The sequence below is a fragment of the Streptomyces sp. UF-297 genome, from assembly GCF_058245575.1.
This window is the reverse complement of record NZ_JBSIBZ010000059.1, coordinates 1-22,111: the sequence shown is the minus strand read 5'-3', so window position 1 is coordinate 22,111 and position 22,111 is coordinate 1. Positions and strand designations below refer to the sequence as shown.

The 22,111-nt window shown below is 72.1% G+C and carries 19 protein-coding genes; 8 read left to right on the top strand and 11 right to left on the bottom strand.

Annotated features, from left to right (window positions below; all coding sequences use genetic code 11):
• Positions 1–197: 197 nt before the first annotated feature.
• Positions 198–1,409, top strand: coding sequence for an acyl-CoA dehydrogenase family protein (locus AC4IJH_RS28225; protein ID WP_490854706.1), 1,212 nt, complete (start codon positions 198–200; stop codon positions 1,407–1,409).
• Positions 1,406–1,879: a nitroreductase family deazaflavin-dependent oxidoreductase gene (locus tag AC4IJH_RS28220; protein WP_490854705.1), complete on the top strand. Its 474-nt coding sequence runs from the start codon at positions 1,406–1,408 to the stop codon at positions 1,877–1,879. The genes AC4IJH_RS28225 and AC4IJH_RS28220 overlap by 4 nt, the downstream gene beginning before the upstream one ends.
• Before the next feature lie 208 nt (positions 1,880–2,087).
• On the opposite strand, the gene AC4IJH_RS28215 is transcribed toward AC4IJH_RS28220, so the two are convergent.
• Entirely contained in the window at positions 2,088–2,735 is a 648-nt protein-coding gene (locus tag AC4IJH_RS28215) for a TetR family transcriptional regulator (RefSeq protein WP_490854704.1), read from the bottom strand.
• Between the two features lie 865 nt (positions 2,736–3,600).
• Between AC4IJH_RS28215 and AC4IJH_RS28210 the strand changes: the two genes are divergently transcribed.
• Complete coding sequence (locus AC4IJH_RS28210; protein ID WP_490854703.1) at positions 3,601–6,381, top strand: outer membrane protein assembly factor BamB family protein; 2,781 nt, start codon at positions 3,601–3,603, stop codon at positions 6,379–6,381.
• 150 nt (positions 6,382–6,531) lie between these two features.
• Here AC4IJH_RS28210 and AC4IJH_RS28205 read toward each other — a convergent pair whose 3' ends face one another.
• Positions 6,532–7,173: a hypothetical protein gene (locus tag AC4IJH_RS28205; RefSeq protein ID WP_490854702.1), complete on the bottom strand. Its 642-nt coding sequence runs from the start codon at positions 7,171–7,173 to the stop codon at positions 6,532–6,534.
• Positions 7,174–7,396: 223 nt separating this feature from the next.
• Here AC4IJH_RS28205 and AC4IJH_RS28200 point away from each other — a divergent pair, with 223 nt between their 5' ends.
• Positions 7,397–8,017, top strand: coding sequence for a hypothetical protein (locus tag AC4IJH_RS28200; protein WP_490854701.1), 621 nt, complete (start codon positions 7,397–7,399; stop codon positions 8,015–8,017).
• A gap of 31 nt (positions 8,018–8,048) precedes the next feature.
• Here AC4IJH_RS28200 and AC4IJH_RS28195 read toward each other — a convergent pair whose 3' ends face one another.
• From AC4IJH_RS28195 to AC4IJH_RS28185, 3 genes are read right to left on the bottom strand one after another with little or no spacing between them, the layout of a single operon-like run.
• Positions 8,049–8,861 (bottom strand): enoyl-CoA hydratase/isomerase family protein, encoded by an 813-nt coding sequence (locus AC4IJH_RS28195; RefSeq protein WP_490854700.1) that lies wholly within the window; start codon positions 8,859–8,861, stop codon positions 8,049–8,051.
• Positions 8,858–9,322 (bottom strand): Zn-ribbon domain-containing OB-fold protein, encoded by a 465-nt coding sequence (locus AC4IJH_RS28190; RefSeq protein WP_490854699.1) that lies wholly within the window; start codon positions 9,320–9,322, stop codon positions 8,858–8,860. The genes AC4IJH_RS28195 and AC4IJH_RS28190 overlap by 4 nt, the downstream gene beginning before the upstream one ends.
• 6 nt (positions 9,323–9,328) lie before the next feature.
• Positions 9,329–10,480 carry a lipid-transfer protein gene (locus AC4IJH_RS28185; RefSeq protein ID WP_490854698.1) on the bottom strand — a complete coding sequence of 384 codons (1,152 nt, stop codon included), beginning with the start codon at positions 10,478–10,480 and terminating at the stop codon, positions 9,329–9,331.
• A gap of 73 nt (positions 10,481–10,553) precedes the next feature.
• On the opposite strand from AC4IJH_RS28185, the gene AC4IJH_RS28180 reads away from it, so the two are divergent.
• Entirely contained in the window at positions 10,554–12,359 is a 1,806-nt protein-coding gene (locus tag AC4IJH_RS28180) for a FadD3 family acyl-CoA ligase (RefSeq protein WP_490854697.1), read from the top strand.
• 28 nt (positions 12,360–12,387) lie between these two features.
• Here AC4IJH_RS28180 and AC4IJH_RS28175 read toward each other — a convergent pair whose 3' ends face one another.
• Positions 12,388–13,218 carry a TIGR03619 family F420-dependent LLM class oxidoreductase gene (locus AC4IJH_RS28175; protein WP_490854696.1) on the bottom strand — a complete coding sequence of 277 codons (831 nt, stop codon included), beginning with the start codon at positions 13,216–13,218 and terminating at the stop codon, positions 12,388–12,390.
• Positions 13,219–13,415: 197 nt separating this feature from the next.
• On the opposite strand from AC4IJH_RS28175, the gene AC4IJH_RS28170 reads away from it, so the two are divergent.
• Positions 13,416–13,904: a MarR family winged helix-turn-helix transcriptional regulator gene (locus tag AC4IJH_RS28170; protein ID WP_490854695.1), complete on the top strand. Its 489-nt coding sequence runs from the start codon at positions 13,416–13,418 to the stop codon at positions 13,902–13,904.
• Positions 13,905–13,927: 23 nt separating this feature from the next.
• Here AC4IJH_RS28170 and AC4IJH_RS28165 read toward each other — a convergent pair whose 3' ends face one another.
• Positions 13,928–15,625: a class I adenylate-forming enzyme family protein gene (locus AC4IJH_RS28165; RefSeq protein ID WP_490854694.1), complete on the bottom strand. Its 1,698-nt coding sequence runs from the start codon at positions 15,623–15,625 to the stop codon at positions 13,928–13,930.
• 172 nt (positions 15,626–15,797) lie between these two features.
• Between AC4IJH_RS28165 and AC4IJH_RS28160 the strand changes: the two genes are divergently transcribed.
• On the top strand, positions 15,798–16,226 hold the full coding sequence (locus tag AC4IJH_RS28160; RefSeq protein WP_490854693.1) for a pyridoxamine 5'-phosphate oxidase family protein: 429 nt from the start codon (positions 15,798–15,800) through the stop codon (positions 16,224–16,226).
• Between the two features lie 104 nt (positions 16,227–16,330).
• Here the strand turns inward: AC4IJH_RS28160 and AC4IJH_RS28155 are convergent, their stop codons facing one another.
• The 3 genes from AC4IJH_RS28155 to afsR all read right to left on the bottom strand — a co-directional run bounded on the left by AC4IJH_RS28155 (position 16,331) and on the right by afsR (position 20,255).
• A complete protein-coding gene (locus tag AC4IJH_RS28155) occupies positions 16,331–16,669 on the bottom strand; it encodes a laminin G (RefSeq protein WP_490854692.1) in 339 nt (112 codons plus the stop codon).
• A 246-nt stretch (positions 16,670–16,915) separates the two neighbouring features.
• A complete protein-coding gene (locus tag AC4IJH_RS28150; RefSeq protein ID WP_490854691.1) occupies positions 16,916–17,110 on the bottom strand; it encodes a hypothetical protein in 195 nt (64 codons plus the stop codon).
• Between the two features lie 211 nt (positions 17,111–17,321).
• The gene (gene afsR / locus AC4IJH_RS28145; RefSeq protein ID WP_490854690.1) at positions 17,322–20,255 is read right to left on the bottom strand and encodes an SARP-family global regulator AfsR; all 2,934 of its coding nucleotides are present in this window, start codon (positions 20,253–20,255) and stop codon (positions 17,322–17,324) included.
• Between the two features lie 221 nt (positions 20,256–20,476).
• Here afsR and AC4IJH_RS28140 point away from each other — a divergent pair, with 221 nt between their 5' ends.
• Positions 20,477–21,697 (top strand): amidohydrolase family protein, encoded by a 1,221-nt coding sequence (locus AC4IJH_RS28140; RefSeq protein WP_490854689.1) that lies wholly within the window; start codon positions 20,477–20,479, stop codon positions 21,695–21,697.
• A gap of 20 nt (positions 21,698–21,717) precedes the next feature.
• Here AC4IJH_RS28140 and AC4IJH_RS28135 read toward each other — a convergent pair.
• Positions 21,718–22,111 (bottom strand): alpha-isopropylmalate synthase regulatory domain-containing protein (locus tag AC4IJH_RS28135; RefSeq protein WP_490854688.1); only part of this gene is annotated, 394 nt, incomplete at its 5' end.

Below are 22,111 nucleotides of genomic sequence, written 5' to 3'. Positions count from 1 at the left end.
CAGCCTCTGTGTTGTGTAGCTCTTCTGTTCTATCGCAAGAATCCGTCACAGGGGGCCGGAATCGGCAGGTCCGCTTCACCCTCCCGCGAGCCCTGGGAAAGTACCGTGGTCATCCCTACTATGACGGTCCGTCAGATCCCAGGGGTGTGACGGCGCATACGTACGTCCGTGTCCGTACGGCCGGGAGGGGAACGACGATGGACGCCGCGTTCACCGAGGAGCAGCACGAGATCCGCCGCACCCTGCGCGAACTGCTGCACAAGCGCTGCGGCCCGGACGAGGTCAAGGCGGCGGTGCTCACCCCGCACGGCTACGACGAGCCGCTGTGGCGGCAGTTGGCGCAGCAACTGGGCCTGCCGGGCATCGCGCTGCCCGCCGCGTGCGGGGGCGTCGGCTGCGGCCCCACCGAACTCGCCCTGGCCTGCGAGGAGACGGGCCGCGCCCTGCTGCCCTCGCCGCTGATCGCCACCGCCGCGCTCGCCGCACCCCTCATCCTGCGCCTGGGCAGCCCGGCCCAGCGCGCCGTGCTGCTGCCGCCGCTGGCGGCGGGGGAGTCGACCGCGGCGCTCGCCGTCCCCGGCGGCCGGCTGGCCCGCGCGCTGGCGCTGACCGGGCGCGGCGACGGCGACTGGGCGGGCGGCGGGAGGGCCGGCGGCGTGCAGGCCCGCAGGGAGGGCGAGCGCTGGCGGCTGTACGGCGAGGCCGGGCAGGTGCTGTCCGGGCACAGCGCAGACCTGCTGCTGGTGGCCGCGCACATGGGCGGCTATGCGCGCGCCCGCACCCTGCTCTTCGCCGTACGGGCGGACGCACCCGGCCTGGCGCGCACCCGGCTCACCGCACTGGACGAGACCCGGTCCCAGGCGCGCGTCCAACTGCGGGACGTGGAAGCCGAGTTGCTGGGCACGGAACTTTCCGGTCCGGACGGTGCGGGAGCGGTAGGGGAGGCCCTGGCCCGTACCGGGGCCGAGGCGGCGGCCGTACTGGCGGCCGAGGCGGTCGGCGCGGCGGACGAGGCCCTCACCCGTACGGTGCGCTACCTCAAGGAGCGCGAGCAGTTCGGGCGGCCCATCGCCTCCTTCCAGGCGGTGCAGCACCGGCTCGCCGACCTGTACGTGACGGTGCAGGCCGCGCGCTCGGCGGCGTACTACGCGGCCTGGGCGGCGGGCTGCGGCCACCCCGAACCGGGCGTGGGCGCCCTCGCGCTCGCGCAGGGCCTGCAGACCCAGCGCGCGGTAGCGGCCGAGGCCGTACAACTGCACGGCGGCATCGGCTTCACCTGGGAGCACGACGCACATCTGTACTTCAAGCGGGCGGCCTCGGACGAACTGCTCTTCGGGCCCGTACACCGGCTGCGCGCACAGGCGGCCGAGGACGCCGGGCTCTTCGCCGCCACCGGGGCGTCCGCGTGAGCGCCGCGGCCCTGCGACTGGTGCAGAAGCTCTCCGCGACCCGTACCTTCGCGCGGATCGCCCCGCACGTCGTGCCGTCCCTGGACCGCACCGTCCACCGCCTGACCGGCGGCCGGGTCCTGCTGAGCGCCCGGATGCTGCCGGGCCTGATACTGACCGCGAAAGGCGCCCGCAGTGGCCGGCTACGGCGCACACCGCTGGCCTGCATGCCCGAGAAGGACGGCACCTGGATCCTGATCGGCTCCAACTTCGGCCGCCCCGGCCACCCGTCCTGGACCGCCAACCTCCTCAAGAACCCCGAGGCGCAGATCAGTTGGCGCGGCACGGACATCCCCGTACGCGCCACCCTGCTCGAAGGCCGCGAACGCGACCACACCTGGCAGGCCGCCCTGGCCTTCTGGCCCCCCTACGCCGCCTACCAGTCCCGCATCACCCGCGAAATCCGCCTCTTCCGCCTGGAGCGGCGATAGTCCGTAAGAGGCGCGGGGCTGTGCCGATATGCGGCTGCGCCGCGTGGGCGCGACCGGCCGGCAGATCCATGACCGCGACAGCACATCGGGCGCCGCCCGACCCCACAAAGGGACCGAACGACGCCCGATAGATGCATCACGTGCATATGGCAGGACGGTTCGTGGACTCCCGGCCGAGCCGGGACGCCGAAGTGAGCGCGCCGAGCGCTTACTTCGTCGGCTTCTTGCCGGTGATCCCCAGATGCACCAGCAGCGCAAGATTCGGCTTGAGCTCCGCCTGCTTGACGCCCCAGCTCGTGAAGCCCTTCTGGTGTCCGGCGACCGCGGCCAGCATGGCGACGAGCGAACCGGCGATGGCCGCCGCGCTCACGTCCTTGTCGACCTTGCCCTTGGACTGGAGTTCCTGGATGGAGTCCGTGAGGGAGTTGGTGACGGCGTTGAGGATCTTCATGCGGATCTTGTAGAACCGCTTGTCGCCCTCCGCCGCGCCCAGGTCGACCACGCGCAGGATCGCGTCGTTCTTGCGCCAGAAGGTCAAGAAGCCGTCGACCAGCTCCTCGGCCGTCTGCCAGCCGGACTTGCCGACCCAGGAGCGCCCGGCGACCAGGTCGGTCAGGCTCGCGCCTTCCTTGGCCATCTCCTCGGCGATCTCTAGGACGGCACCCTCGACATCGGGGAAGTACTGGTAGAACGTCGCAGGCGAAGTGCCCGCCTTGCGCGCCACATCGATGACCTTGACGTCCCGGTACGGGGACGAACTGAGCATTTCGCTGAGGCAGTCGAGCAGCTTCTGCCGGGTCGCCTGTCCACGGCGCCCGGCGACTCTGCCGTCGACGGTTCGAACTTGTCCTGTCATGCCGTCAGCTTACCGAGGGGTGATCGGAGCGCGATTTGGCTGCCTGCAAATGGGGATGGGGGAGTTCGGCCCGTACGGATGCGGTACGTCCCTGGTAGCGGCGCTGGACGGGGCCGCAAGGCAGCGTGGCCCGAACTGGTGAATGGTCTTATCAACAGGCTGTGGACAACTTCGGTGGACAAGTGCGCGGAGGGTGCGAAGTCCCTGGGGGCGCCGCGCCGCCGGGCGCCCCCGGTGGGTCGGGCCGCCCGCCGACAAACCGCGTGCGACCTTTGCCGTCATGGCCCCGAAGTGGGCCGCGGCACAGCAGAATTGAATCAGTGGCGGTTCCCGCTGCCGGGCCGCGGGCGGCGCAGTCCGGCAGCGGGTCTGTGTGCACGGCCGGACCGCGGGTGCCCCGGGGCATGCGCTTCCCGGGCTGCCATGCGCGAGCGACTACGGGGAGTTACGTACATGAGGTGGCCGGGACGGCAGGGCCGGGGCGAGGGCGCCCGCGAGGGGGTGCGCGGCGGCGCGTGTGACACTGCGCGGGACGGCGCGCGCAACGGTCGCATAACGGCCAAGCGGAGCGGGCTGTTCCAGGGTGCGTAACGGCATGTAACGGTCCCGGCGCGCACCGCGGGCCGCGCGCCGGGACACGACGGGGCGCCCCCGGGTTCGCAACCGTCGGCTTCGCCAGGAAGAATCAGCACGCGTACGGCCGAATCGGCCAGGCGGTGAGACGCTGCACGGGGCAGCGGCTCTCGGCGGCTCTTGGCTTCAGCCCGTGTCCTGTGTGCTCTCCACGACCATGGGGAGCAGCTCCGGCGCGGTTTTCATGGCTTGAGAGAGTCTCATTGACGCCCCACGGGGAGGTGGCAGGCAAGTGGTGGAGCAGCTGACGCAGCACGATCCCCGTCGGATCGGCCCGTTCGAGGTGCTCGGCCGACTCGGCGCCGGCGGTATGGGGCTGGTCTATCTCGCGCGCTCGGCGTCCGGCCGGCGCGTGGCGATCAAGACGGTACGCACCGAACTCGCCGAGGACCAGCTGTTCCGGGTCCGCTTCACGCGCGAGGTCGAGGCGGCCCGCGCGGTCAGCGGTTTCTACACCGCCGCCGTCGTGGACGCCGACCCGCGGGCCGCGGTGCCCTGGCTGGCGACCGCGTACGTGCCCGCTCCCTCGCTCGAGGAAATAGTCAATGAGTGCGGGCCGCTCCCGGCCCAGGCGGTGCGGTGGCTGGCGGCGGGGATCGCCGAGGCGCTGCAGTCCATCCACGGTGCGGGCCTGGTGCACCGGGATCTGAAGCCGTCGAACGTACTCGTCGTCGAGGACGGCCCGCGGGTCATCGACTTCGGCATCGCCTCCGGCGTCTCCAACACCCGGCTGACGATGACCAACGTCGCCGTCGGCACGCCCGCCTACATGTCGCCCGAGCAGGCGCGTGACTCACGTAGCGTCACCGGCGCCAGCGATGTCTTCTCGCTCGGCTCGACCCTGGTCTTCGCCGCGACGGGCCATGCGCCCTTCCACGGCGCCAACCCCGTCGAGACGGTCTTCATGCTGCTGCGCGAGGGCCCGGACCTGACGGGGCTGCCGGACGAGCTGCGGCCGCTGCTGGAGTCCTGCATGCAGATGGAGGCGGTGAACCGCCCCAGCCCCGCCGACCTCCAGTCGCAGCTCGCACCGCATCTGTTCGGCTCCGGCAGCGACGACAGCGGTACGGCCTCGGCCTGGCTGCCGGGCAGCGCGGTCGCGCTCATCGAGGGGCGGCGCGGCGGGCGGTCGGCGGCGCCGAAGAACACCGGGCGCGGTGCGTCCGGGACCGCACGAGGCGCCGGCCGGCCCGGTCCTACGGGGCAGAGCGGGCACGGCGGGCACGGCGGTTCCGGTGGCCAGGGTGCGCCGGGCGGTCAGCACGGCAGGCCCGTACACCCCATGGCCCCGGTGGCTCCCGTATCCCCCATGACACCCGCGCCGGGCGGCCCGCCGCCGCGGCCCAAGAGCGCGCCGATGCGGGCCGCCGCCCATGTCCCCGAGCAGGAGCCGGTGTCCGCGCCGCCGCGCCCGCCCGGTGGCGACGGCGGCTGGGCCGCGGGCGCGGGCGTCGGACCCGGCGCGCACCGCGGCGATCCGCGCGGCGCGGCCCGGGTCGCACAGGGCGGTCCCGGTGCGCCGATGGCCCAGGTCTCCTCGGCCCATCAGGCACCCGGCTACCCCCAGGCCGCTCCCGTACCTCCCGTAACGCCGCGGCATGCGGAGGGCGAGAGCGTCGACGGCCCCGTACGGCTCGCGGGTTCGCCCGCTCCGATAGGGCCGGGGCCGCGTGCGGCGGACGGCCGGGAGCCGCAGGCGCGCGCACAGGCACAGGCACAGGCCGGCGCCGGGACCAACTGGGTGCGCCCGCCGGGCGGCACCTCGGCGGTGCCCCCGCAGGGCGCGCCCAACGGCGGCCAGGGGATGGCCGGACCCGGCACGTCCGGGCCCGGCGCGGTCCCCGCCGAGACGCCCGCCGCCGGTGCGCAGGGCGCGGACGCGGGCCGCTGGCGCCCCTGGCGCTTCCGGATGTCCAACGACGTGTGGGGCACCCCCGCCGTCCTCGGCGACCTGCTCTACGTCACCTCCTTCGAGGTGCACGCGCTCGATGTGGCCAGCGGGCGGCGGCAGTTCAAGACCCGCGAGGTGGCCTGGGCGATGGCGGTCGCCGACGGCCGGATCCACGCCTCCGACGGCCCCAGCCTGTACGCGCTGGACGCCGCCGACGGCAGCGAGCTGTGGCGGCTGACCACCGACGGCTGGGTCTACGCCCTCAAGGTCGACCGCGGCACGGTCGTCACCGGCACCCGCGGCGGCGGCGTACAGGCCTGGGAGGCCGCGAGCGGTGAGCGGCTGTGGGAGATCGGCGGCGCGCAGAGCGAGTTCGAGACCGCGGAGGCCGGTCCCGTCGTCCACCACGGCACGGTGTTCGTGTGGGCCGAGGGGCGGCTGAAGGCCCTTGAGGCCCGTACGGGAGCGGAGCGCTGGTCCTATCCGGTCGGGGACGCGGCGTCCTGCGGCGGGGTGCCGATGCGGCTGCTGCCCGCGCCCGACGGTGTGGTCTATGTGGCCGCGGGGACAAGGGTGTTGGCGCTGGACATCGCGCGCGGTGAGGTGCGGTGGCACTTCGAGGCGCCCGCGGCGTTCCTGAGCCCGCCCGCGTACGCCCCGGGCCCGGCCGTCACCGGCGGCGGGATCTACCTCGCCGACTACCTCGGCACGGTCTACGCCCTGGACTCCGCCGACGGCCGCGACCGCTGGCGGATCGCGACCGAGGCGCGCGGCTCCACCGAGCCGGTGCTGGTCGCGGACGGCGCGGTCCACCTGGGCAGCGGCAACGCCCTCTACACCCTGGACGCCGTCACGGGCACACCCCGCTGGCGCTTCCAGGCGGGCGCGGAGGTCATCGGGTCACCGGTCGTCGCCGACGGCCGGGTGCACTTCGGCTCGGCCGACCACTGCCTCTACACCCTGGACGCGGTCGGCGGACAGCTGCGCTGGAAGCTGGCCACGGGCGGCGAGATCACCGGCTCGCCGGTAGCGGTCGCCGGCGTCGTCTACGCCTGCAGCAAGGACCGCTGCGTCTACGCACTGGACGCGGCCAAGGGGACGGGGCTGGCGCGGCGTTCTTAGGAGCTGTTCGGTGGATCAGGGGCGGACGCGCGCCGAGCGGGCGCCCCTCAAGGGGCGCGGGGCTGTGCCGATATGAGGCTGCGCCGCGTGGGCGCGACCGGCCCCCACCGGCCTGCGGCGTGACGAGGAGCGCGCAACCGACGCGGCGCGTCAGGGGCGCGGTTCCCCGGACTTTCCGGGCGCCGGAGACTGATCAGGTTGGCCGGAATCCGGCCACGGCGCGGACGGGTCCGGGCCCGCAGCGCCGCCGCCCGGCCCCTGCCCCGGGCCGGGCCGCCACTCCTGCGCGGCCGGCCGCCCGGAATCCCACGGCTCAGGCGCCGTAGGCGCGAACGGCTCCGGCTCCGAGAAGCCGGGCTCCCGCCGCCCGCCGCGGTCTCCGCGGCCACCGCGCCCCCTCATCACGAGGGCCCCGAGCAGCAGCAACACCCCGCCGCCCACGGCTCCGGCCACGCCCAGGCCCAGCCCGTCGCCGCCCGCCGTGAGGCTGCCCGCCGCCTGGCCCTGGCGCACCATCCACAGGACGGTGAAGCCGAGCGCGACCACGCCCGCCAGGCCCACCAGCAGCCGCGAACGCAGCGCGAGACCCAGCAGGGTGAGCAGGCCCGCGAAGGCCATCGGCAGGAAGAGCGAGCCGAAGAGCTCGGCCTTGTTGTCGGTGATGCCGTTGAAGAGGTCGTCGATGCGGATCGCGCTGCCGTGACGGCCGTCGTACCAGGCACGGAAGGGGCTCCAGACGGCGGCCGTCGCTCCGACGAGGGCGATCAGGGATCCGAGTACGTTGCGCACCACGGGCGTCGCCTCGCTTCGATTCGTCCTGACTTCCTCTGATTTCGACGCTACGCCCGACTCCGCCGACGCGCTATGTCAGAGCGTCCCGGCAGGTCAAGGAGGTGTTTTTGGAGAGTGGCCTGATCTTGCTAGGGTGCCGTGCACGCGTCAAGACGGTCGATGGGCGATCGGTACGGCGCGCTTTCATTTCACCTTTCAACGGGGTTCACGGGGGTTCCAGCGCATGAAGCTTCGCCATGTCCGCGCGGTCGCACTTGCCGGTGTCGTTCTGGTCGCACTGACCGGCGCGCGCGGTTCGCACGGAGGCAGCTGCGGCGGTGGCAGCAGCCACGGCTCCGGCACCAGCGGCGGCACCACCACCAGTGGCGGTGACGCCGGCTCGGGGTCGTACGGCGGCGGCAGCACCGGCGGCTACAGCAGCGGTACGACCAGCTCCGGTGGCTACACCAGCGGTACGACCAGCTCCGGCAGCGACAGCAGCTCGACCAGCACGGGCGGTTACAGCGGCGGTTCGACCACCTCGGGCGTCACGGGCGGCTCCAGCAGCAGCAAGCCTCCGATGCGCGAGGTCCGCATGGACAGCTGCAAGGCGAGCGACGTGAGCGTCACCGCCAAGTTCAGCGTCACCAACAGCAGCCCGAGCACCACGTACAACTACAGGTTCACGCTGCACTTCACCGGCCCGGACGGGCAGACGGTGGGCGGCATGGACCGCAACCCCAGCATCATGATGGTCCGTCCGGGCGCCACGGAGTCGTGGACGACCTCGCAGACGATTTTCGGCAAGCCGCAGGCGGGCACCTACCGCTGCGAGATCACCAACGTGGTCCGCACGGCCAACTGACGCGCCGCACGGGCTTGTTCGCCGCACCTGGTCAGCGCACCCGGTACTCCCGGGTGCGCTCGGCGAACAGCCCGGCCTGCTGTCCTGCGGGCGCGTTGCCGAGCGCGATGAGGTGCGGGGCGTGCGCCAGGGCCTGGGTGCGGGCCGCCTCCTTGGCCGCCCACAGCGCCCGTACGGTGCCCTGCACCGCCCGCGTCGGTTGCCGCGCGAGCGCGGTTGCGGCGCGCACGGCCGCCGCCACCGCGCCGCCCGGCGGCGTCAACTCCGAGACCAGGCCGATCTCGTGGGCGCGCGCCGCCCCCAGCCGCTCCGCCGAGCCCATCAGCGCCATCCGGGCGATCTCTCCGTACGGCATCCGCTGCGCCATATGGATGGTCTCGTACGCGCTGACCATCCCGTAGGTGGTGTGCGGGTCGAAGAAGGTGGCGGACTCGGACGCGACGATGAACTCGCTCTCGCCCAGCAGATAGAAGGCGCCGCCGCAGGCCATGCCCTCCACCGCGGCGATCACCGGCTTCCACAGGTCGTTCGCCTTCGGGCCGATGCGCAGCAGCGGGTCGTCCTGGGAGTAGGGGGAGGACGGCTGCGGGACGTGGGCCGAGCGGTCGATGCCGGTGCAGAAGGCCCGGCCGCCGGCGCCGGTGAGCACCACGGCGCGGATGTCCTCGCCGTGTCTCAACTCCCGCCATAGGGCGGAGAGTCGGTCGACGGTCGCCAGGTCGATGGCGTTGTGCCGCTCGGGGCGGTCGAGGGTGATCAGGGCGACGCCGTCGGCTGCGGTTTCCCGCCGTACGGTCGCTGTGGACGGCTCCGGTGCGGCGCGGTCCGCGGGGCCCGGGGTCACGGCCGCTCCAGGAGCCAGCGGGGAACGGTCACGCCCGGCGCCATCTCGTGGAAGCACACCTTGACGGCGGCGCCGATACGGATGCGGGCGGGGTCCACGGAATTCAGGGCCGCGTCGGGGGCGGTGACGAGATTGCCGACGAGCCGGATGCGCGGGGCGTCCGCCAGCTCGACCACGATCGCGTTGTACGGGGCCTGTTCGGCGTAGGCCGGGAGCAGCGGCGGGTGGGGCAGGACGAAGGACCAGATGCGGCCGCGGCCGCCGGTCGGCTGCCACCGGCTGTCGAAGGACTGGCACTGCGGGCAGCAGGGGCGCGGCGGGAAGCGCGGCTGGCCGCAGTCGGAGCAGGCCTGGACGCGCAGCTCGCCCCGGGCCGCGTACTCCCAGAACGGGGCGCCGTCCTCGTCGGCGACGGGCAGCAGCGGGCCGTTGTCAGTGGGGGTGGTCATCATGGAGGACATGGATGCTCAACTCCTCAGCAGCAGAGCCGAAGTGGGGACTCCCTCGCCCGCCGTGACCAGGCAGGTCGCGGCGTCGGGCACCTGCGCGGTGCTGGTGCCGCGCAGCTGCCGGACGCCCTCGGTGATGAGGTTGAAGCCGTGCACGTACGCCTCCGAGAGGCCGCCGCCGCCGGTGTTGAGGGGGAGCCGGCCGCCGATCTCCAGGGCGCCGCCCTCGGTGAAGGCCGCGCCCTCGCCGCGCCCGCAGAAGCCGTAGCCCTCCAGGGAGAGGGGGATCAGGGGGGTGAACGCGTCGTAGATCTGCGCCACATCGACATCCTGCGGGCCGAAGTCGGCGGTCTTCCACAGCTGGCGGGCGGCGGTCCAGGCGGGGCCGGTGAGCGGGTCGTCGTTCCAGTAGTTGACCATGCCGTGGTGCTGGGCGGGCAGGCCCTGGGCCGCGGAGTGGACGTACACGGGCCGCTGTCGGCAGTCGCGTGCCCGCTCGGCGGAGACGACCACACACGCCAGTGCGCCGTCGGTCTCCAGGCAGTTGTCGAACAGGCACAGCGGTTCGCTGATCCAGCGCGAGGTCATATAGAGCTCGCGGGTCAGCGGGCGCTCGTACATCATCGCGGCCGGGTTCTGGTTGGCGCGGTTGCGGCAGGCCAGGGCGACGTTGAAGAGGTGGTCGCGGGTGGCGCCGTACTCGTGCATATAGCGGCGCGCCAGCATCCCGATCTCGTCGGCGGGGCGCAGCAGCCCGAAGGGGCGGGTCCACTGGGCGGGGGTGGGGAGCTGGGCGGTGGTGTTCTTCCAGGGGCGCGGTCCGCTGCCGCGCTTGCGCGAGCGCCAGGCGACGCCCACGCTCGCCTGGCCGGTGGCGACGGCCGCCGCCAGATGGGCCACGGTCGCGCAGGAACCGCCGCCACCGAAGCCGACCTTGGAGAAGAAGGTGAGGTCGCCGAAGCCGACCGCCTTGGCCACCTCGACCTCGTCGGTCTCCTCCATGGTGTACGAGGCCAGCGCGTCCACCTCGGAGGGGGCGATGCCCGCGTCCTGAAGCGCCGCGACGATCGCCCGGCAGGCCAACGCCTTCTCGGACTCGGGCAGTTGCCGGGCGAACGCCGTCTGCCCGATGCCGGCTATCGCCGTGGCGTCCTTGAGAGCCGCCCCCATCGCCACCTCCGTGGTCGCTCCTCAGTACTGACAGCCGAGGAGGCTACCGCTAATCTGACGGACAGTCAGCTATGTGGCGGGAGGCAGTGCGATGCGCGAGGACCCGGAGCTGCGTGAAGACCGCGAGCTGCGCGAAGGCGCCGAGCCGATCGATGCCCCCGAGGCGGGCGATGCCCCCGAGTCGCTCGATACTCCCGGGGCGGGCGAAGTCCCGAAGCTGCGGGATGCCTTGACGCAGTCTGCGGGCGGGTCCTCGCCCTGGCGCGCCGACCTCGCGTACGGCAGCATTCCCCGGCTGGTACGGGCGGCGGCGCGGCGGAACGGCGAGCACGAGGCCGTGGTCGAGGGCCGTACCCGCGTGACGTACGCCGAGCTGGGGGAGCGGGTCGAGCGGGCCGCAGCGGGCTGCGTCGCCGCCGGTCTCCGCCCCGGCGACCGCGTCGCGGTCTGGGCGCCCAACACCCTGGACTGGATCGTCGCCGCCCTCGGCGCGGTCACCGCGGGCGGCGTCCTCGTACCGGTCAACACCCGTTTCAAGGGCGCCGAGGCCGCCTACGTACTCCACCGCACCCGCGCCAAGCTGCTGTTCATCACCGGCACCTTCCTCGGCACGTCCTACGTCGCCTCGCTGCGGCGCGCCGCCAAGGACGGCGAGGGGCGCGGACCGCTGCCCGGCCTCCCGCATCTGCACCAGGTGGTCGTCCTCTCCGACGACGCCCCCGCCGACTTTCTGACCTGGAAGGACTTCCTGGCCCGCGGCGAGGCCGTGGCGGGCGCCACGGTCCGCGCCCGCGCCGACGCCATCGGTCCCGACGACCCCAGCGACATCGTCTTCACCTCCGGTACCACCGGCCACCCCAAGGGCGTGGTGATCACCCACGCCCAGACCCTGCGCGCCTACGGCACCTGGAGCGAACTGGCCGGACTGGAGCGCGCCGACCGCTATCTCATCGTCAACCCCTTCTTCCACACCTTCGGCTACAAGGCCGGCGTCATCGCCTGCCTGCTGCGCGGCGCGACGATGATCCCGCAGCCCGTCTTCAGCGCGGCCGCGGCGCTCGCCCATATCGCCGCCGAGCGCGTCTCCGTACTCCCCGGGCCGCCCACCCTCCACCAGCAGATCCTGGACCACCCCGCCCGGGCCCAGCACGACCTCTCGGCGCTGCGGCTGGTCGTCACCGGCGCCGCCGTGGTCCCCCTGCACCTGATCGAACGCCTCCGTGACGAGCTGGGCATCGCCACGGTCCTGACCGCGTACGGCCTCTCGGAGAGCTCCGGCGTGGTCACGATGTGCCGCCGCGGCGATGCGCCCCAGGTCATCGCGGCCACCTCGGGCCGCGCCATACCGGACACCGAGGTACGCGTCGTCGGCGCCACCGGGTCCGCGCTGCCGCCCGGCGAGCCCGGCGAGGTGCTGGTGCGCGGCTACCACGTCATGTCCGGCTACTTCGAGGACCCGGCCGCCACCGCTGCCGCCGTCACCCCCGACGGCTGGCTGCGCACCGGCGACATCGGCGTCCTGGACGCCGAGGGGAATCTGCGGATCACCGACCGCGTCAAGGACATGTTCATCGTCGGTGGCTTCAACGCCTATCCGGCCGAAATAGAGCAACTCCTGGCCCGCCACCCCGGCCTGGCCGACGTCGCCGTCGTCGGCATCCCGGACCCCCGCCTGGGCGAGGCGGGCAAGGCCTTTGCCGTACGCCGCCCCGGCGCCGCCCTCACCGCCGACGAACTCATCGCCTGGGCCCGCCGCGAAATGGCCAACTACAAGGTCCCCAGAGAGGTCGAATTCCTCCCCGAACTCCCCCGCAACGCCGCCGGCAAAGTCCTCAAGAACCACCTGCGCGCCCGCCCCGCACCACCCGATCGCCCTTGAAGGACCCCTCTCACACCTCCATCCCCTCTCACACCTCCATCCCCACCCCCTCCGCCAGCGCCCGCATCCGCTCCCCGAAGCCCGCCCCCGCATCCCCGAACCACACATACAGGTCCTCGGCCCCGGCCGCCTCCCACTCCCTGACCTCGGCCAGCGCCTCCCGCAGGTCACCGCCGTCCTCCGCCCAGTCCATCCGGGCACCCGCCGATACGGGCCGCCGCGCCTCGTCCAGCAGCCACTGCCTGCGCCTGCTGAACTCCTGCGGGCTCAGCCCCACCGCCTGCCAGCGGTCGCCGATCCGGGCGGCCCGGCGCAGCGCCGCATCGGAGTTGCCACCGATGAGGAAGGGCACCGGCTCCTCGGGCACCGGCTCGAAGACAGCCCGTTCGTCGAAGGAGAGGAACGCGTCCTGGTACGGCCCGCCGCCGTGCGTGTGCAGATGCCGCACGACCCGCAGCGCGCTGTCCGTACGCGCACCCCGCCTGCCGAAGTCCTCTCCGGCCGCCTCGAATTCGTACCGCTGCCAGCCGACTCCGACACCGAGCACGAACCGGCCCCCGCTGACCTGCGCCAGCGTCGCCGACTGCCGGGCGAGCGTGAGCGGATCCCGCAGCGGGGCGATCACCACGGACGTCCCGAGCGTCACCCGCTCCGTGACCCCCGCCAGATAGGCCAGCGTCACCAGCGGCTCGTAGACCCCTCCGTACCCGGTCTCCTTCCCGTACGGCGCCGGCGGCAGCAGATGATCCGGCAGCCACACCCCCGCATACCCCAGCCCCTCCGCCTCCCGGGCCAGCTCAGCAACCCGCTGCACCCCCACCGAGACCGACTCCGACGGCAGAACGACATGCACCCGCACCGACTTCTCCTCTCCCGCACACCAGGCGCCGCCTTGGCCCCGCGCCACCGTTGTAGCCCCTCACATGGATGTGAAGGTCAAGGGCGTGCCGCCGCCACCTTGACCTCAAGGTGCCTTGAGGTCCTAGCGTGCGGAGTGCCGGTCGGGGTGGGCCCGGGCGGGAGCGGAGTGCGGGGGACGAGGGGATGGGGAGCGGCATGGGTGATGGGGAGATGACCGATGCGGAGATGACCGATGCGGAGCTGGCGAAGCAGCCGGTGGGGTACTGGACCGGGCTCGCGCAGCGGGCGGTGATCGGGTTCATACGGGCCGAGCAGGCCAAGCTCGGGCTGACACAGCCGCAGTACTGGATTCTGCGGTATCTCTCGCCCGCGGACCTCGCCACGCACGGCGAGGACGAACGAGGCCTGACGGTGGGGGAGCTGGAGCAGGCCATGCGGGCGTTCATCGGTGAGCTCGACGACCTCCGCACCGACAGCGCGGACCTGGTGGAGCGGGGGTGGCTCACGCGGGACGAGGGCGGCCGGCTGCGGATCACCGAGGCGGGGGAGGCCGGGCGGCTGCGGGTGAAGGCGGAGGTGCCGCGCATGGTGGCGCGCATTCACGAGGGCGTGGACGACGCGGACTATGTGACGACGCTGAAGGTGCTGCGGCGGATGATGCGGAATGTGGGTGCCGAGGTGTGAGAGGGCCGCGATCGGTGGCTGCCTCAGTCCGCTGAATAGCGGTCTCGCAGAGCGGACTTGAGGACCTTGTCCAGGGGACCGCCTCGGGGGAGACGGTCGGTGATCTCCAGTTGTTCGGGGAGCTTCTGGGGCATCAGGCCCGACTGCCGCAGGTGGTCGGTGAGTTGGCGGAGCGTGGGGGGCGCCGCGGCGGGGTCGGTGAGGGTGATCACCGCGCAGACGCGCTCGCCGCGCTCGCGGTCGGGGAGGCCGATGACGGCGGCCTCGGCGACGGCCGGGTGGCCGTGCAGGAGCTCCTCTATCTCCTGGGCGGAGATGTTCTCGCCCTTGCGGATGATGATGTCCTTCAGCCGGCCGGTGAGTACGAGGTGTCCGTCCGGGCGCAGCAGTCCGAGGTCACCGGTGCGGAAGTAGCCGTCGGCGTCGAAGGCCGCGGCGGTCAGGTCCGGGTCCGTATAGCGGTGGAAGAGCATCGTCCCCTTGAGCGTGACCTCCCCCTCCTGGCCGGTCGGCGCCTCGCGGCCCTGCGGGGTGACGATCCGGACCTCGGCGCCGGTCACCGGCCTGCCGACGGTGTGGGCGAGCTGTTCGCCGGAGTCGTACGGGGTGCCCATCGCGATCATCGGGCACTCGGTCATGCCGTAGCCGTGCACCACCGCGCAGCCCAGCTCCGCCCGGACCTCCGCGTACAGCTCCGGCGGCAGCGGGGCGCCCCCGCCGGACAGCAGCCGCAGTGACGGGACGAGCTGCCCCGGCCCGGCCCCCTGCTTGCGGGTCTCGTCCAGAAAGGCCTGGTAGAAGGCGGTGCTGCCGCCTGCCATGGTCACGCCGTGGCGGGCGAACACCTCGGCGGCGCGGGACGGCTCGAAGGTCTCCAGCACGACGGCGGGGAAGCCGCTGACGAGCATGGCGATGAGGTAGTCGGGGCCGGCGATGTGCGCGTACGGGAAGGCGATGGAGCCGATGTCCGTCTCGGACATGCCCAGCGCGTTGGCCAGCGCGACGCCGCCCGCGATGAGCGTGGCATCGGTGTGCTCTACACCTTTGGGAACGGAAGTGGTGCCGGAGGTGTAGTAAATCCAGGAGGTGAAGAGATGGTCCTGATCCCGTCCCCCGCCGTGGCCCTGACTCTGACTCTGGTCCTGGTCCTGACTCTGGCCCTGGTCCTGGCCCCGGCTCTGGTCCTGCTGTTGGTGTGGGCGTTGCCGGTCCGGGTCTGGGTCCGGGTCCGGGTCCGGGCCTGGGTCCGGGGGCGGGAGTCGGTCCGGGTCCGGGAGCCGGTCCGGGTCGGCGGTCGGCAGGCCGTCCTCCAAGGAGATGATCCGCGCCCCGCCCGCGGCCCGTTGCGCCATCTCCGTGTAGTCGAGGCCCCGCCACCGCCCCGGCACGAGCAGATATGCGGCCGCCGACTCCCGGACGATGAAGGCGACCTCGCGCTCGCGGTGCTGCGGGATGATCGGTGTCTGTACGGCGCCGAGCCTGGCCAGCGCGATCGAGGCGATCACCGTCTCGATGCGGGTGGGCAGTTGCCAGGCGACCCGCGTGCCGGGCCCGATTCCCAGGCGCGCGAATCCGGCCGCGGCGCGCAGCGCCTCGTCCCGCACCTGCCCGAAGGTGACGGTCCGCCCCTCCCCGTCGTGGAACATCGGCGCCCCGCCGGACTCCCCGGCCCGGTACTCGACCAGCTCCCAGAGCGTACGTATACGAGAGGACTCAAACACGGCGCACCCCCGGGGCGGCTGAGTGAGCGGTGGACGGTGGCCGACTGTAACACCGAATCTGACGGACCGTCATGGCTCGTGCGGCCCCGGAATTCTCACCCCGCGGCGTGCGTTGTGCAGGCGACCACTGACCGTACGCACGTCTTACGTACCCATCCCGTCAGGAGTTCGTATGCCGCTGTCCGTCGAAGAGCGCGATCAGTTTCTGGCCGAACCGCACATCGGAGCCCTGTCCGTGGCCTCGGACCAGCCCGACCGCGGCCCGCTCACCCTGCCCATCTGGTACGTCTACGAGCCCGGCGGCGAACTGTGGATCACCACCGAACGCAACTCACCCAAGGGCCGCCTGATCGCCGCCGCAGGCCGCTTCTCCCTGATGGTGGACCGCCTGGAACCCACCGTCCGCTATGTCTCGGTGGAGGGTGAGGTCACCTCCATCGAGCCCATGACGGAGGACGAACTGACCTTCGTCGCCTCCCGCTACCTGCCCAAGGAGAAGGTCGCCGCGTACGTGGAGCACATGCAGAGCGAGTTGGAGGAGGCCGTCACGATCCGCCTCCGCCCCCGGCGCTGGTACTCCGCGGATCTCGGGACGGTGTGAGTCGGCACGGCCATAACGCAGACCGGGGGCCGGGTCGGTGATGACCTGGCCCCCGAGAGGGGTGGATCTCGGGACTGCCGCAATGCGGTCCCGTTCTGCGGGAGTTACGGAAGGGCGGGGCGGGTGCCGTCGAAGCCGACGACCGGCCGAGTGCCGTCGCTCGCGGCCACGGGGCGCGTGCCGTCGCTTTGCGTCACGGGACGCGTTCCGTCGCCCTTGGTGATGGGGCGCGTTCCGTCGCCCTCGACTATGGGACGCGTGCCATCGCTTTGGGCTATGGGGCGGGTGCCGTCGCCCGCGGCTATCGGGCGGGTGCCGTCAAAGGCGGTGATGGGGCGGGTGCCATCGCCCGGGTTCGGTCCGCGGCTGTCGGCCAGAGCGGGGGCGGCCGCGCCACCGGCGGCTGCGGCCGCGATGGCGAGGCTGAGGAATGCTTTCTTCACGCGGGACATCTGAACTCCTTTTCGAGGGAAGGGATTTCCTTACTCCCTGGGAAAGTTAACGCTAAGGGGCCCATTACGGACCCCTTTCAGCCGAAATGCGCCGCAGGGACCGGCTTCGATGGCGTCCCCTCCCTGCCATCGAAACCGGCCCCTGCGATCCCCCGGTTCCCCGCTGATCCCCCGGTCCCCCGTACTCCCCCGTACTTCCCCCGGGTCCCCCTGGATCAGCGGGCCTTACGTATGCGGTTACTTCTTCTTCTTGGGGTCAGCGATCGGTCGAGTGCTGTCCTTCGTCTCGATGACGCCATCGCTGCCCGGGCTGGGGCGCGTGCTGTCCGCAGCGGCCGCGGCTATGCCGTCCCCGATGATCGGCCGGGTGCTGTCCAGCGGCTTGAGGACGTCCTTGTCGCCAAGACCCTTGGGCTTGTTCTCGGTGGTCACGTGATCAACTCCTGTGTGTGGGCGCTTGTGGCCCATCCGGCCGGCGACTCCCCCGTGGGCCGCCGGACGGGTGGACCAGGGCCGAACACCTTAACGGTGGGGCCACGTCACCGAGCCGCTTGCCCCCCGAGGCGGCGGTTCGGTAAGTAAGAGAGTGACGGGTGGCGATGAACGATCGATAAACGCCTGAGAACCCGTTGCCGACCTGCGGTTATGCGACCGCGGCAGGGGTGAGCAGATTGCGTACGCCGCTGCTCTCGGCCGATCCGAGGCGCTCTCGGATGGCCGCGACCTCCTGCTGGCACACCTTCGCGCGCCCAGTGTGCCCGATTTCGCTCAATGCGCGACCGAGCGTGGACAGGGCGTCCGCGCGCCACCAGTCACCACTGATGCCGCGCAGTGAGCTGAGGGCCTGCTCGGCGTAGTTGGCCGCGCTGGCCGGGCGGCGGGCGGCCAAGTCGAGTTCGGCCAGCCGGAGATAGGTCATGCCCTCCCAGAAGCGCTGGCGGCTGTTGCGGAAGATGGCCAGCGCTTCGTTGAGCCGCTGTGCGGCCTCGGCCAGGCGGTTCGCGTGGGTGAGGGCGATTCCCAGGATGTAGTTGCCGTTGGCCATGCGACGCGTCGCACCGCTGCGCCGGTAGCAGACGACGGCCTGCTCGGCGAGCTGGACCGCGCGCTCCACACGACCGGTGTCCAGGTACGTGCGCGAGAGGTTGCCCATCACGGACGCCTCGGACTGCATGTTGCCGCTCTCACGGAAGGCAGCCAGCGCCTGTTCCAGATAGGCCTCTTCTTCCTCGTGACGATGCTGGATGCCGGCGATGATGCCGCGCTCGTTCAGACCGTTGGCGATGGAGAACTCGTCCTCGGCCGCGTGCCCGAGCAGCGTGGCGAGCTTGGCGTGCTCATCGGCCTCGTCGAGCCGGCCCGATCGGATGTCGATGAGGACCAGCGCCCAGTGGATACGCCCTTCGGCGTGCTGGTCCCCCGACCGGCGTGCCGCGCTGAGCAGATCGAGATTGGCCTGCTGGTACTGGCGGTCGTTGGCACCGGACTCGGCCATGTCCCGGGTGAGCAGCAGCAGATCGACGGCGCGGCGCAGCGTGTGCGGACCGGCGTTCTGGCGTGCGCAGGCGATCAGGCACCTGGTCTCGCTGAACAGCCAGTTCAGGGCCTCCGCGCGGTCGGCGAAGGTCAGGCCCGGGTAGCTGGGCTGTTCCATGTGGTCGACCAACTGGTCGCCGGGGCGCTCCAGGCGGTACATCTGGGCGGCGGTGGCCAGGTAGAAGTCCAGGAGGCGGGACTGGGCGGCGTCGCACTCGGCCGGCTGCTCGTCGCGTTCGGCGCAGGAGCGGGCGTAGAGGCGTACGAGGTCGTGGAGGCGGTAGCGGCCGGGGGCCGCGGACTCCAGGAGCGAGGTGTCCACGATGGACTCCAGCAGCTCCTCGGCCTCCTCGGTGTCCAGGTCGAGCAGGGCCGCCGCGGCGGCGAGCGAGATGTCCGGGCCGTCGGCCAGGCCCAACAGGCGGAAGGCGCGCGCCTGGTGGGGCTCCAGCTGGCCGTACCCCAGCTCGAAGGTGGCCTTCACCGCGAGGTCGCCGGCGCGCAGTTCGTCCAGGCGGCGGCGCTCGTCGGCGAGCTTGTCGGCGAGGACGGAGACGGTCCAGGTGCGGCGGGCCGCCAGGCGGGAGGCGGCGATACGGATCGCGAGGGGCAGGAAGCCGCAGGCGGCCACCACGTCCATGGAGGCCTCGCGCTCGGCGCCCACCCGCTCCTCCCCGACGATGCGGGTGAACAGCGCGAGGGCCTCTTCGGGGCTCATCACGTCGAGGTCGACCAGGTGGGCACCGGCCAGGTCGACCATGCGCGCACGGCTGGTGATCAGGGCGGCGCAGCCCTCCGCCCCGGGCAGCAGCGGCCGCACCTGGGCGGCGTCGCGGGCGTTGTCGAGCAGTGCCAGGATGCGGCGGCCCGCGAGGGTGGAGCGGTACAGGGCGGAGCGTTCCTCCACCCCGTCGGGAATGGCGGCGTCCGGGGTGCCCAGGGCCCGCAGGAAGGCGCCGAGCACGGCCTCCGGCTCGGCGGGGTTGTAGCCCGCGCCCTGGAGGTCGATGTAGAGCTGCCCGTCGGGGAAGTGGTGGTGAGCGGCGTGCGCGACGTGCACGGCGAGGGTGGTCTTGCCCACGCCGCCGATGCCGGCGACGGCGGAGACCGCCATCACGCTGCCCTCGGCGGTGGCGAGTTGATCGCTCAGCTCGGAGACGAAGGAGGCCCGCCCGGTGAAGTCGGCGACGGTGGCGGGCAGCTGCTGCGGCCGTACGACCACGGGCTCGGCGGCCGAGAGGTGTTCGGTCACCGGGGCGTCCAGCTCGGCGTCCGCGCACAGGATGCGCTGGTGCAGGTCGGTCAGCGACGCGCAGGGGTCCACGCCCAGTTCGTCGGCGAGCAGCCGCCGGGTGTCGGCGTACACGGCCAGCGCCTCGGCCTGGCGTCCACTGCGGTACAGGGCCAGCATCAGCAGCTCGCGCAGGCGCTCGCGCAGCGGGTGGGCGGCGGTCAGCGCGGTCAGTTCCGAGACCGCCTCCGCGTGGCAGCCGACTTCCAGGTCCAGTTCGAGGCGGGTCTCGATGAGGGAGAGCCGCCACTCCTCCAGGCGGGTGCGCTGGGTCTCGCAGTACGGACCGGGCAGCCCGGCCAGCGGCTCGCCGTCCCACAGGTCCAGGGCGGCGTCCAGCAGTTCGCGGGCGCGGCAGCGGTCTCCGGAGGCCTTGGCCTTTTCGGCTTCGGCCGCGTACTGCTCGGCGCGTTCCACATCCAGGTCCAGCGCCTGGGGACCGATGGGGCGGATGGCGTAGCCGCCGGACTCGCTGGCCAGGGTCTCCGCATCGGGACCCAGCGCCTTGCGCAACCGCGAGGCATAGGTGCGCAGCGCCGCGAGGGCGGCGTGCGGCGGCTCGTCTCCCCACAGCGCGTCCACCAGCTCGGGCGCTGTGGCCGTACGTCCACCCCGCAGCAGCAGCGCGGCCAGCAGCGCACGCTGCTGCGGAGAACCGGTCGCGAGCGGTGTCGCGCCGTGCCAGGCCCGTACGGGACCGAGCACGGTGAAGCGGAGCCGTCCCTGCTCCGGCCTCGGACCGTCGTCCATGGTGTCCCCCTGCCCTGTGCATTCCGTTCGCAACGGCCAGTCTGCCTTGTTGCAAGCCCTTGCGTCAGTAGGGGTCCGGACTCTGCACAGGCCCTCCGCAGGGATTTACGACGCGCGAGAGCGAGGGTTCTGAACCCTTTGCCCGGCCTCGCCCGCTCCCGGCGCAGGCTTCCGGAAAGCCACTAGCTGACGGATCGTCAGATCGACGCTACCTTGTGGGGATGGAGAGCTTCCCGAAGATAATCTCGGTGGACGACCACACGGTTGAACCGCCCAACGTCTGGCGGGACCGCCTCCCGTCGAAGTACCAGGACACCGGCCCGCGCATCGTGCGGGCACCGGTGCGCGAAATGACCTTCGTGGGCGGCAAATTCGCTCCCAAGATGGGGGAGCGGGGCGAGGACGGCCCCATAGCGGACTGGTGGGTGTACGAGGACCTGCACCGACCGCTGACCCGGCTGGACACGGCCGTCGGATACGCGCGCGACGACATCAGGCTGGAGGGCATCACCTATGAGCAGATGCGCCCCGGATCCTTCAGCGTGCCCGACCGCCTCGCGGACATGGATGTGAACCACGTTCAGTCGGCGCTGTGCTTTCCCACTTTCCCGCGCTTTTGCGGGCAGACCTTCACCGAGGCCAAGGACCGCGAACTGGGTCTGCTGGGGGTGCGCGCGTACAACGACTGGATGGTGGAGGAGTGGTGCGGACCGGCCGCGGCAGGACGCCTGATTCCACTTGGCTTGATTCCGCTGTGGGATGCGGAGTTGGCGGCTCAGGAAGTTCGCCGGAACGCGGCCCGTGGCGTACGGGCCGTGTGCTTCAGCGAGATCCCGCCGCACCTGGGCCTGCCCAGCATCCACACCGACTACTGGGACCCCTTCCTGCGGGCCTGCGACGAGACCGGCACGGTCGTCGCCATGCACATCGGCTCCTCCAGCAAGATGCCCTCCACCTCGGCGGACGCCCCGCCCGCCGTCGGCTCCACCATCACCTTCGCCAACTGCTGCTTCTCGATGGTCGACTGGCTCCTGAGCGGCAAGTTCGACCGCTTCGCGAACCTGCGCGTGATGTACGCGGAGGGCCAGATCGGTTGGATCCCCTACGTCCTGGAACGCGCGGACGTGGTGTGGGAGGAGAACCGCGGCTGGGGCGGCGTCGCCGACAAGGTGCTGCGCCCGCCCTCCGAACTGTTCGCCGAGCACGTCTACGGCTGCTTCTTCGACGACGCCTTCGGGCTGCGCAACCTCGACGCCATCGGCGTCGGCAACGTCCTGTACGAGACCGACTACCCGCACTCCGACTCCACCTGGCCCAAGTCCCGGGAGGTGGGCCAGGCGCAGATGGGGCATCTCGCGCCGGAGGTGGTCGAGCGGATCGTACGCGGCAACGCCATCGAGCTGCTGGGGCTGACGCAGGACGGGCTGTGGGCGGGGGCGTGAGCGCCGCGGGGTGTGCGGGCTCAGGCGCGGCGAGCGCGGTTCACTGCTGAGAGCACCGCCTTCAGCGCGGCCCGCGCCGTACTGGTGTCGATGCCCACGCCCCACAACGCCCGCTCCCCGACGCCGCATTCGACATAGGCGGCGGCACGGGCGTCGGCACCCTCGCTGAGGGTGTGCTCGACGTAGTCCAGGATGCGTACGTCCACGCCGCGGGCGTGCAGCGCGTCGACGAACGCGGACAGCGGGCCGTTGCCGGTGCCGGACGGCACCGCCTCGGCCCCGTCCAGGACCGTATCGAGGGTGAGCGCGCCGGAGTCCTGGGCGGGGGCGACATAGGCGTCCTGGAAGACGGTCCAGATGTCGGCGGGGGTGACCTCGCCGCCCTCGGCATCGGTCTTGTCCTGGATGATCCGC